The sequence below is a fragment of the Mycetocola zhujimingii genome (genome assembly GCF_003065425.1).
Taxonomy (GTDB): Bacteria; Actinomycetota; Actinomycetes; order Actinomycetales; family Microbacteriaceae; genus Mycetocola_A; species Mycetocola_A zhujimingii.
Window position 1 is genome coordinate 1,144,186 of the sequence record NZ_CP026949.1, and the last position, 11,498, is coordinate 1,155,683.

An 11,498-nucleotide genomic window follows, 5' to 3' on the forward strand; every position below is an offset into this window, starting at 1 on the left:
ATGACGGATACAGCAGCCACCACAGACGCTATAGCGAAAGCCGCGGTGCTCATCGAAGCGCTGCCATGGCTCAAGCGCTACCACGGCGCCATTGCCGTCGTGAAGTTCGGCGGGAACGCCATGGTCAGTCCCGAACTCACCCGTGCATTCGCCGAAGACATGGTCTTCCTCCGCCACGCGGGCCTCAAGCCGGTCGTCGTGCACGGCGGTGGGCCGCAGATTTCGGCACGGCTCACCGAGCTGGGCATCGAGAGCGAATTCCGTGGCGGCTACCGGGTGACAACGCCCGAGGCCATGACCGTTGTTCGCGACGTCCTGAACCACGACGTCAACGCGCACCTCGTCGACCTCATCAACGAGCACGGCAGCTTCTCGATCGGACTCAGCGGCGAAGCGGCGAGCAGCACCGAGTCCGGAGCGGCAACAACGCTCTTCACTGGAGCGCGCCGCGGAGCGGTCGTGAACGGCGAAACCGTCGACCTCGGTCTCGTCGGGGACGTCGTGTCGGTGGCACCACAGACCGTGCTCGACGCCATCGACGCCGGTCTCATCCCCGTCATCTCGTCGATAGCGCCCGACGGCGACGTGCCGGGCCAGGTTCTCAACGTGAACGCTGACGCCGCGGCATCCGCTCTCGCTGTGGCACTGAACGCTGACAAGTTCCTCATCCTCACCGATGTCGCAGGCCTCTACAGCGACTGGCCCGACCGTGATTCCCTCGTGTCGGTCATCTCGACGACGGCGCTGCGCGAGCTTCTGCCGGCTCTCGAATCGGGAATGATCCCCAAGATGGCCGCGTGTCTCGAAGCCGTCGACGGCGGAGTGCGCAACGCGGCGATCATCGACGGCAGGCTCGAGCACTCGATCCTGCTCGAGGTCTTCACCCAGCAGGGCATCGGAACACAGATCGTGGGGGAGGACTCATGAAGGACTGGCACCTCGTCGCCGCGCACGACATGATGCGCGTCTTCGGTGAACCTCAGGCGCTGCTGACCCACGGCTCTGGCTGCACGGTCTGGGACGAGGACGGTCGGGAGTACCTCGACTTCCTCGGCGGGATCGCCGTCAATGCGCTCGGCCACGCCCACCCGGTGCTGGTCGAGGCCATCGCCACCCAGGCGGCAACACTCATCCACGTGTCGAACTACTTCGTCACAGCACCGCAGCTCGAACTGGCCGCACGGCTCAAGCGGCTGACCGGTGCAGGGGATGCCGGCCGGGTCTACTTCGCAAACTCAGGGGCAGAAGCCAACGAGGCGGCGTTCAAGCTCGCGCGGCTCAACAACGGTGACGGCCGCCGGACCCGTATTCTCGCGCTCAACAATTCGTTCCACGGCCGCACCATGGGCGCGCTCGCGCTCACCGGCAAACCGTCCATCCGCGAGGCGTTCGAGCCGATGGTGCCCGGCGTCACCCACATCGATGCCACCCTCGAAGCCCTCGAAAGCGCGTTCGACGACACCGTCGCCGCGATCATCGTCGAACCGATCCAGGGCGAGGCAGGCGTGCGCGAGCTGCCGGCCGGGTTCCTCGGTCGCGCCCGAGAGCTCGCCACCCGGCACGGCGCACTGCTGATCGTCGACGAAATCCAGACCGGCGCCGGCCGCACCGGATCCTGGTTCGCGTTCCAGCGGGAGGGCATAGTTCCGGATGCCGTGACCCTCGCGAAGGGAATCGGCGGGGGAGTGCCGATCGGTGCCCTCGTGACCTTTGGTGCGGCATCCGACCTCTTCACGCCAGGCCAGCACGGCTCGACATTCAGCGGCAACCCGCTCGCGACCGCGGCAGCGAACGCCGTGCTCGGCGAGATCGAGACCGCTGGCCTCGTCGACAACGCCCGGGCGCGCGGTGAGCAGCTGAGTGGCGCGATCACCGGCATCGACTCACCGCTCATCGCCGGCGTTCGGGGCCGCGGACTGCTTCTCGGCATCGAGCTGACCGAACCTGTCGCGCCGGCGCTCGTCTCGGCGGCACTTGCCGAGGGCCTCATCATCAACGCACCCAACCCGGAAACGATCCGGCTCGCGCCTCCACTGATCATCGGCGACGCCGAGCTCGCTGAGTTCGACCGACGCTTCCGTGCGGCACTCGCTCGCGTGACAGCGATCGCCGACGGCACACCTTCGCCCACCACAACACCGATTGCAGGCACGACATGACCCGGCACTTCCTCCGCGACGACGACCTCAGCCCCGCTGAGCAAGCCGAGATCCTCGATCTCGCGATCGAGATGAAGCGCGACAGGTTCTCTCGTCGTCCCCTCGAGGGCCCGCAGACCGTTGCGGTGATCTTCGACAAGTCGTCGACCCGCACCCGGGTTTCGTTCGCCGTCGGCATCGCCGACCTCGGCGGATCACCGCTCATCATCTCCACCGCGTCGAGCCAGCTCGGCGGCAAGGAGACCGCTGCCGACACCGCGCGCGTGCTCGAACGCCAGGTCGCAGCGATCGTCTGGCGCACCTTCGGCCAGGCCGGACTCGAGGAGATGGCGAACGGCACAACGGTTCCCGTCGTCAACGCGCTGAGTGATGAGTTCCACCCGTGCCAGTTGCTCGCCGACCTGCTCACGATCAAGGAGCACAAGGGAACCCTCGCCGGTCTCACCCTCACCTTCGTCGGTGACGGTGGCTGCAACATGGCGCACTCCTACCTGCTCGCCGGTGCGACGGCGGGGATGCACGTGCGGATCGCCTCGCCGGAGGGGTTCACTCCCGACCCAGCAGTAGTCGCCGACGCCACCCGCATCGCGGAGACCACCGGCGGTTCGATTGCCCTCTTCGGCGACGCCCGCGAGGCGGCATCCGGTTCGGACATCCTCATCACCGACACCTGGGTGTCGATGGGCAAGGAAGAGGAGAAGGCGGCACGGGTTGCCGTCCTTAACCCGTTCAGGGTCGACGCCGAGATGATGGCGCTCGCGAAGAGCGACGCCGTCTTCATGCACTGCCTCCCGGCCGACCGTGGCTTCGAGGTCACCGCCGATGTCATCGACGGACCGCAGTCGATCATCTGGGACGAAGCAGAAAACCGACTGCACGCCCAGAAGGCGCTGCTCGTCTGGCTGCTCGAACGCGCCTGACCCACAGGGCCAGCCCGGACCAGCCGGGCACTTTCACTACACTTTTAACCACAAGCAATCAAGGAGAATCTCATGGCGGAACGCGTCGTACTCGCATACTCGGGCGGCCTCGACACCTCGGTCGGCATCGGATGGCTGAAGGATGCGACAGGTAAAGAGGTCGTGGCACTCGCCATCGACGTCGGACAAGAGGGCGAGGACATGGAGGTCATCCGCCAGCGCGCCCTCGACTGTGGCGCCGTTGAGTCGGTCGTTGTCGACGCCCGCGAGGAGTTCGCCAGCGACTACCTGATGCCGGCACTCAAGGCCAACGCGCTGTACCAGAAGCGTTACCCGCTCGTCTCTGCACTCAGCCGTCCGCTCATCGCGAAGTACCTGGCATCCACCGCCAAGGAACTCGGCGCGAACAGCGTCGCACACGGTTGCACCGGTAAGGGCAACGACCAGGTCCGCTTCGAAGCCGCCGTCGCCGCACTCGCGCCAGACCTGACGAGCATCGCTCCGGTCCGCGACCTCGCGCTGACCCGCGACAAGGCCATCGTCTACGCCGAGCAGCACAACCTGCCGATCGCACAGTCGAAGAAGAGCCCGTACTCGATCGACCAGAACGTCTGGGGTCGCGCCGTCGAGACCGGCTTCCTCGAAGACCCGTGGAACCCGCCGATCGAAGACCTCTACACCTACACGAAGGACCCGGCTCAGGCCGGAGCGCCGACCGAGGTCGTCATCACCTTCGACCAGGGTGTTCCCGTTGCCTACGACGGCAAGTCCATTACGCCGCTCCAGGCCGTTGAGCTCATGAACCGTCTCGCCGGTGACCAGGGCGTCGGCCGGATCGACATCGTCGAAGACCGCCTCATCGGCATCAAGAGCCGTGAAGTTTACGAGTCCCCGGCGGGCATCGCGCTCATCACCGCTCACGAAGAGCTCGAGAACATGACCATCGAGCGCGACCTCGCTCGCTACAAGCGCACCGTCGAGTCGAAGTGGGCAGAGCTCGTCTACGACGGACTCTGGTTCTCCGGCCTCAAGAAGGCGCTCGACGTCTTCATCGACGAGACCCAGAAGCACGTCTCAGGCGACATCCGCCTCAAGCTGCACGCCGGTTCTGCTGTCGTCACCGGCCGCAAGAGCGACTCGAGCCTCTACGACTTCAACCTCGCGACCTACGACACGGGCGACACGTTCGACCAGTCGATGGCGAAGGGCTTCATCGAGCTGTGGTCGCTGCCGAGCAAGATCTCGGCTCGCCGCGACGCAGGTCAGGAGTAGCGCCGTGTCGGGTGACGACTCCACCAACCGGGCGAGTGAAGCGGGTGCTCTCTGGGGCGGACGCTTCGCCAGCGGGCCGTCACCCGAACTGGCTCGCCTGAGCAAGTCAACGCAGTTCGACTGGCAGCTTGCGCCATACGACATCGCCGGTTCACGGGCACACGCCAAGGCACTCGCCTCGGCGGGTTATCTCAGCGACGACGAGTTCGCCGCGATGCTGGATGCCCTCGATCGACTCGAAGAGGACGCCGCGTCCGGCGCTTTCACCGCTGACGAAGCCGACGAGGACGTGCACTCCGCACTCGAGCGCGGTCTCATCGACCGCGCCGGTGTCGAGCTCGGCGGCAAGCTCCGCGCCGGCCGCAGCCGGAACGACCAGATCGCGACCCTGGTTCGGCTGTACCTGCTGAACCACTCGCGCGTAATCGGGCACCTCGTCATCCAGCTGATCGATGCCATCGCCTCACAGGCCGAGGCACACGCCGACGCCCCGATGCCTGGACGTACGCACCTCCAGCACGCTCAGCCGGTGCTGCTCGCGCACCACCTGCTCGCCCACGCCTGGCCGCTCGTTCGTGACCTCGAGCGCCTCACCGACTGGACGAAGCGCGCCTCGGCGTCGCCGTACGGATCCGGTGCGCTTGCGGGAAGCTCGCTTGGCCTGGATCCGCAGCTTGTGGCATCCGAACTGGGCCTCGACCGCCCGACCGAGAACTCACTCGACGCGACGGCCAGCCGTGACGTTGTCGCGGAATTCGCCTTCATCGCGTCGCTCATCGGGATCAACCTGTCGCGGTTCGCCGAGGACATCATCGTGTGGAACACGCGCGAGTTCAACCTCGTGACCCTCGACGACGGATACTCGACGGGCTCGAGCATCATGCCGCAGAAGAAGAACCCCGACATCGCCGAGCTCGCCCGGGGCAAATCGGGTCGACTCATCGGCAACCTCACTGGGCTGCTGGCGACGTTCAAGGGACTTCCGCTCGCGTACAACCGCGACCTGCAGGAAGACAAGGAGCCGGTCTTCGACACTGTGGAACAGCTCGAAGTGCTGCTGCCCGCGTTCACCGGCATGGTTGCGACGCTGCGTTTCAACACCGAGCGCATGGCCGAGCTTGCCCCGCAGGGCTTCTCGCTCGCGACGGATGTTGCCGAGTGGCTCGTTCGGCAGGGCGTCAGCTTCCGCGACGCCCACGAGATCTCGGGTGAGCTCGTGCAGTTCTGCGAGAAGCGCGGACTCGAACTCCACGAACCGTCCGACGAAGACCTCGCCGGAATCTCCGAGCACCTCGTGCCGGCGGTTCGTGACGTGCTCACGGTTCAGGGGTCGATTGCGTCACGCAACGGCGTCGGCGGAACCGCTCCCGACCGGGTGGCCGAGCAGCGCCAGCAGCTGGTCGAACGTGTCCGTGTGCTGTCGCAGGCACTCCGCGCCTGAGCGTGTTCGACCGCGCGTTCTTCGAGCGCCCGTCCGTTGACGTAGCACCGCACCTTTTGGGTGCGGTGCTTCGTCACACGACGGATGCCGGCACCGTCGGGGTGCGCATCACCGAGGTTGAGGCCTATATCGGCCAGGGCGTCGACCCGGGTTCGCACGCGTTCCGCGGTAAGACGGCTCGGAACGCGAGCATGTTCGGCGAGCCAGGGCACCTGTACTGCTACTTCACCTACGGGATGCACGTGTGCGCCAACGTTGTCTGCTCGCCCGATGGCGAAGCATCCGCGTGTCTGATCCGTGCGGGCGAGGTCGTCGAGGGTATCGAGCTGGCGCGGTTTCGGCGGACGACCTCGAAGAGCGACCGCGACCTGGCACAGGGACCGGCGCGCCTCGTCGTCGCCCTTGGCATCAGCCTGGCTCAGAACGGGAGCGATCTGTTCGCACCGCCGTTCTCGCTCGAACCAGCTGCTGAGCCGGCCGCGTACGAGACGGGCCCCCGCACCGGTGTGGCTGGCGGGGCCGACCTGCCCTGGCGGTTCTGGATCCCCGGCGAGTCGAGCGTGTCACCCTACAAGCGGCATCCGAAGGTCTGAGCCGCGGCGACCGGCCCCGCGCAGCGCTGAGTGGTCGCGTTTGGTCGTTTGGATCGCTGTTTGACGACACTTTGTGACAACTGAAGGGTCTGCGACACGATGCCGAGGCCCGGCGCAGCGTTGAGTGGTCGCGTTTGGTCGTTTGGATCGCTGTTTGACGACACTTTGCGACAACTGAAGGGCCTGCGACACGGCGCGGCGACTCGAGGCGGCGGATCAGCTCAGCGCGAAGTGGAACAGCGCCGCACTCGATGACGCCCAGATCAGGCTCGTAAAGGTGCCGATGATGAACCGCTCGCGAGCCTCGGGTGCTTCGAGCTCGGTGAACCGGCCGACGCCCTTGATGGCGACGATGATCGCTATGGCTTCGGGAAAGCCGGCCATGAGAGTGGCGGCGACCGAAAAGCGCTCGAGGTAACCGATCGTGCGTCCGCCGCGAAGGACCTCATGCTGGGAGCCCCCGGCGGATCGCACGGTGCCGCGCCCGCTCCGGTCGGTGTCTGAGACGAGGATGCCGCCGAACAGTCCCGGTCGAACGAGCCCCCGGGTCGCGAGTCTCAGCACCCAGGTGGTGGCAGTGCCACCGCCGAGCACAGCGATGGCGACGCCCAACACGCCGAGCGAGACGAGAACGCCGAGCGGAACCGTTGGGGACGGGATAGCGAGGAGCGCAACGTCAACAGCGAGAATCGCGGCAGCAATCGTGATCCATCGGGGCTGCTGGCGCCAGTGGGCGAGGACGATGACCGCGAGGCAACCCACTGCGAGCACGAGCGCGAGTGTCCAGTAGACAGTTCCGGGAACCGTGCCGACGATCGGTGTCATGCCTCGGTCTCCTCACTGCCGTTGATGGTGTCGAGTAGCCTAACAAGCGCCTCAGACGCCGCTCGTTCGACACGGATTCCTGCCGCGCGGGCCCTCAGGCTGGCTGCTCCCGCGGTGATTCCGAGCCGTGAAGCGGATTCCGACTGGGTGAGGCCGGTCGACAGCAGGTCGTAGAGTTCCCAGCCGCCGTCGGTTCGGCGGTCACGCAGGTGGAGCAGGAGAGTGATGAGCGCTTCGACGTCGGCGCCACGGATGGCGGGGGAGTCCTCGTTCTCCGCGCCGGCGAGGGTGAGTGCGAACCGGGTCGGCTGCTTCTTTGCGCGCGTGACAGCATCCCGCGCCGCGTAAAACGCTTCGCCGGTGGCCTCGCGGGTGTCGGCGGGGAGCGGCAGCCGTACGGACCCGACCCCAACCCCCACACTCCACTCACCCGCGCGGGTGAGTTCGAGAACCAGGGTCAGGAGGAGGGCGGCGTCATCGACGAGCAGTTGCAGCTCATCGCCCGCGGTTCGGTCGGCGGGAAGCAGCAGCTGGTCGCCATGGTCGGTGTTGAGCGCCGTGAGGGTGGCCGCAACACGGTCCGTGGTGTGGCGGCTGTCGATCTGGTCGGCAGTGAGAACGAACATGACCCTCTCCTATGTTTAGCCTAAAAGCATAACTAGACCGATATTAGGAAATAACCTAAAGTAAGTCAAGAGTGAGGTTATGGCCTCACATCGGCACACGTCGTCGAGGGGCGCGCTGGTATCGTGTCAGTCGTGTCCACGTCACTACTGTCCAGCCAAGCGAACGATTCCACCTTCGATGACATCTGGGAGGAACTCGTCTGGCGAGGACTCGTGCACGTGTCGACCGATGCGGGCGAGCTGAAGGAGCTCCTCGCCGGCGCGCCGATCACCCACTACTGCGGGTTCGACCCGACCGCCCCGAGCCTGCACCTCGGCAACCTCGTTCAGCTCCTGCTCATGCGCCGCATCCAGCTCGCCGGCCACAAGCCGCTCGGCCTCGTCGGCGGATCGACCGGGCTCATCGGTGACCCGCGCCCCACTGCCGAGCGCACTCTCAACACGCGCGAGACCGTCGCCGACTGGGTGGAGCGACTGCAGGGCCAGGTCTCCCGGTTCCTCAGCTTCGAGGGTGACAACGCTGCACGCATGGTGAACAACCTCGACTGGACGGCGCCGCTCTCCGCCATCGACTTCCTCCGCGACGTTGGCAAGTACTTCCGGGTCGGGACCATGCTCAAGAAGGATGCCGTCAGCGCACGCCTCAACTCCGACGCGGGCATCAGCTACACCGAGTTCAGCTACCAGATCCTGCAGGGGCTGGACTTCCTCGAGCTGTTCCGCAGCTACGGCTGTGTGCTGCAGACCGGTGGCAGCGACCAGTGGGGAAACCTCACGAGCGGAACCGACCTCATCCACAAGGCCGAGGGGAAGAGCGCGCACGCCATCGGCACCCCGCTCATCACCAACTCCGACGGTACGAAGTTCGGCAAGAGCGAGGGCAACGCCGTCTGGCTCGACCCCGAGATGACGAGTCCTTACGCGTTCTACCAGTTCTGGGTCAACTCCGACGACGCGGATGTCATCGCGCGGCTCAAGGTGTTCACCTTCCTCACTCGCGAAGAGATCGAGCGGCTCGAAGGTGCTGTGGCCACTGAGCCGTTCCGTCGTGAAGCGCAGAAGCGACTCGCGTACGAGGTCACGTCTCTCGTTCACGGTGTCGACGCAACGGATGCCGCGATCGCCGCGTCCGCAGCCCTCTTCGGCCAGGGCGAACTGTCGGGCCTCGATGCAGCGACGCTCAGCTCAGCGCTGTCCGAACTCCCGCATGTGACGGCTGCGCTCGGGGTTCCCCTGACACAACTCCTTGTTGACACGAAGCTCACCTCGAGCATCGGCGAAGCGCGCCGTGCGATTGCGCAGGGCGGCGTGTACCTCAACAACGCCAAGGTCACCGATGAGTCGGCTGTTCTCGACGACACCCTGGCCGGGGGAGTGGCGGTCCTCCGGAGGGGCAAGAAGACTCTCGCCGGCGTGTTTACGGAGTAAACGACCGCCCCCCGGACGGGGTGTTCGCGGGGTCGGCTAGGCCGACACGCCCGACCTGCACCGGTGAGTTGCGAGCTGGCCGGACTGAACGTAAAGTACTTACTTGTCACCCCAAAGGTGCGGCTGAGCTTAGCTCGCCGGCCTCATGCGGGACGAACTTCTTCAGATACGAAGACACTCGATTATTCGGGTTCATCGTCGTCTGAAGATGACCCTCACCAGGGTCCAACTCGATACGAGTCTGAACGAACTTCGGTTCGGAATGAGCGTGGTCAGGATGGCAAATAACTGGTGCTAGGGTAGAGAAGTTGCCCTGCGGAGCAGCCCGAGAGGGTGAAAAGCGGGAGCATCCGATCCTTGAGAACTCAACAGCGTGCACAATGTCAAATGCCAAATACCCGTTGACTCGACCTTTTCTGGTTGGGTTACGGATTCCTTTGGAAAACATTTAAACAACAAAGCAAGTCAGTAATGATTTGTTCTGTCAGTTTCAAACTCGCGGTTTCTGAACCTATTCCGGTTCGTTACCGCAAACAATGTGCCGGCCGCTCTTCGGAGTGGTTGTGCAATTAAACATTTACGGAGAGTTTGATCCTGGCTCAGGACGAACGCTGGCGGCGTGCTTAACACATGCAAGTCGAACGATGAAGGAGAGCTTGCTCTCCGGATTAGTGGCGAACGGGTGAGTAACACGTGAGTAACCTGCCCTTGACTCTGGGATAAGCGTTGGAAACGACGTCTAATACCGGATACGAACCGCGAAGGCATCTTCAGTGGTTGGAAAGAATTTTGGTCAAGGATGGACTCGCGGCCTATCAGGTAGTTGGTGAGGTAATGGCTCACCAAGCCTACGACGGGTAGCCGGCCTGAGAGGGTGACCGGCCACACTGGGACTGAGACACGGCCCAGACTCCTACGGGAGGCAGCAGTGGGGAATATTGCACAATGGGCGAAAGCCTGATGCAGCAACGCCGCGTGAGGGACGACGGCCTTCGGGTTGTAAACCTCTTTTAGCAGGGAAGAAGCGAAAGTGACGGTACCTGCAGAAAAAGCACCGGCTAACTACGTGCCAGCAGCCGCGGTAATACGTAGGGTGCAAGCGTTGTCCGGAATTATTGGGCGTAAAGAGCTCGTAGGCGGTTTGTCGCGTCTGCTGTGAAAACTGGAGGCTCAACCTCCAGCCTGCAGTGGGTACGGGCAGACTAGAGTGCGGTAGGGGAGATTGGAATTCCTGGTGTAGCGGTGGAATGCGCAGATATCAGGAGGAACACCAATGGCGAAGGCAGATCTCTGGGCCGTAACTGACGCTGAGGAGCGAAAGGGTGGGAGCAAACAGGCTTAGATACCCTGGTAGTCCACCCCGTAAACGTTGGGAACTAGATGTGGGGACCATTCCACGGTCTCCGTGTCGCAGCTAACGCATTAAGTTCCCCGCCTGGGGAGTACGGCCGCAAGGCTAAAACTCAAAGGAATTGACGGGGGCCCGCACAAGCGGCGGAGCATGCGGATTAATTCGATGCAACGCGAAGAACCTTACCAAGGCTTGACATATACGAGAACGCGCGAGAGATCGTGAACTCTTTGGACACTCGTATACAGGTGGTGCATGGTTGTCGTCAGCTCGTGTCGTGAGATGTTGGGTTAAGTCCCGCAACGAGCGCAACCCTCGTTCTATGTTGCCAGCACGTAATGGTGGGAACTCATGGGATACTGCCGGGGTCAACTCGGAGGAAGGTGGGGACGACGTCAAATCATCATGCCCCTTATGTCTTGGGCTTCACGCATGCTACAATGGCCAGTACAAAGGGCTGCAATACCGCGAGGTGGAGCGAATCCCAAAAAGCTGGTCCCAGTTCGGATTGAGGTCTGCAACTCGACCTCATGAAGTCGGAGTCGCTAGTAATCGCAGATCAGCAACGCTGCGGTGAATACGTTCCCGGGCCTTGTACACACCGCCCGTCAAGTCATGAAAGTCGGTAACACCCGACGCCGGTGGCCTAACCCTTTATTGGGAGGGAGCCGTCTAAGGTGGGATTGGTAATTAGGACTAAGTCGTAACAAGGTAGCCGTACCGGAAGGTGCGGCTGGATCACCTCCTTTCTAAGGAGCACGTGCCAGTCCGTCTGTATACAGCGGAATTCACTGGCCAGTCAGTTCAGGGACGAACGTTCCTGCTGGCGCTCATGGGTGGAACATTGACATTGATACGGATCGTAATGATTCGACACGAGTAC

Annotated in this window: 9 protein-coding genes and 1 rRNA gene; 8 read left to right on the forward strand and 2 right to left on the reverse strand. The window is 63.8% G+C overall.

Going from position 1 to position 11,498, the window contains the following annotated elements:
* The 6 genes from argB to C3E77_RS05410 all read left to right on the forward strand — a co-directional run bounded on the left by argB (position 1) and on the right by C3E77_RS05410 (position 6,385).
* Positions 1-927 (forward strand): acetylglutamate kinase, encoded by a 927-nt coding sequence (gene argB, locus C3E77_RS05385; RefSeq protein ID WP_108390691.1) that lies wholly within the window; start codon positions 1-3, stop codon positions 925-927.
* The gene (locus tag C3E77_RS05390) at positions 924-2,159 is read left to right on the forward strand and encodes an acetylornithine transaminase (RefSeq protein WP_108390692.1); all 1,236 of its coding nucleotides are present in this window, start codon (positions 924-926) and stop codon (positions 2,157-2,159) included. The genes argB and C3E77_RS05390 overlap by 4 nt, the downstream gene beginning before the upstream one ends.
* Positions 2,156-3,079 (forward strand): ornithine carbamoyltransferase, encoded by a 924-nt coding sequence (gene argF, locus C3E77_RS05395; protein ID WP_108390693.1) that lies wholly within the window; start codon positions 2,156-2,158, stop codon positions 3,077-3,079. Before C3E77_RS05390 ends, argF begins: the two co-directional genes overlap by 4 nt.
* A gap of 72 nt (positions 3,080-3,151) precedes the next feature.
* Positions 3,152-4,351, forward strand: coding sequence for an argininosuccinate synthase (locus tag C3E77_RS05400; RefSeq protein ID WP_108390694.1), 1,200 nt, complete (start codon positions 3,152-3,154; stop codon positions 4,349-4,351).
* 4 nt (positions 4,352-4,355) lie between these two features.
* Positions 4,356-5,792: an argininosuccinate lyase gene (gene argH / locus C3E77_RS05405; RefSeq protein WP_108390695.1), complete on the forward strand. Its 1,437-nt coding sequence runs from the start codon at positions 4,356-4,358 to the stop codon at positions 5,790-5,792.
* Between the two features lie 2 nt (positions 5,793-5,794).
* Positions 5,795-6,385, forward strand: a complete 591-nt coding sequence (locus tag C3E77_RS05410; RefSeq protein WP_198410459.1) for a DNA-3-methyladenine glycosylase — start codon at positions 5,795-5,797, stop codon at positions 6,383-6,385.
* A gap of 216 nt (positions 6,386-6,601) precedes the next feature.
* Here C3E77_RS05410 and C3E77_RS05415 read toward each other — a convergent pair whose 3' ends face one another.
* Both C3E77_RS05415 and C3E77_RS05420 read right to left on the reverse strand, forming a co-directional pair.
* Entirely contained in the window at positions 6,602-7,210 is a 609-nt protein-coding gene (locus tag C3E77_RS05415; protein ID WP_108390697.1) for a hypothetical protein, read from the reverse strand.
* The gene (locus C3E77_RS05420; RefSeq protein ID WP_108390698.1) at positions 7,207-7,836 is read right to left on the reverse strand and encodes a DNA-binding protein; all 630 of its coding nucleotides are present in this window, start codon (positions 7,834-7,836) and stop codon (positions 7,207-7,209) included. Before C3E77_RS05420 ends, C3E77_RS05415 begins: the two co-directional genes overlap by 4 nt.
* A gap of 132 nt (positions 7,837-7,968) precedes the next feature.
* Between C3E77_RS05420 and tyrS the strand changes: the two genes are divergently transcribed.
* Positions 7,969-9,264 carry a tyrosine--tRNA ligase gene (gene tyrS / locus C3E77_RS05425; protein WP_108390699.1) on the forward strand — a complete coding sequence of 432 codons (1,296 nt, stop codon included), beginning with the start codon at positions 7,969-7,971 and terminating at the stop codon, positions 9,262-9,264.
* Positions 9,265-9,840: 576 nt separating this feature from the next.
* Positions 9,841-11,364, forward strand: a 16S ribosomal RNA gene (locus C3E77_RS05430).
* Positions 11,365-11,498 lie beyond the last annotated feature (134 nt).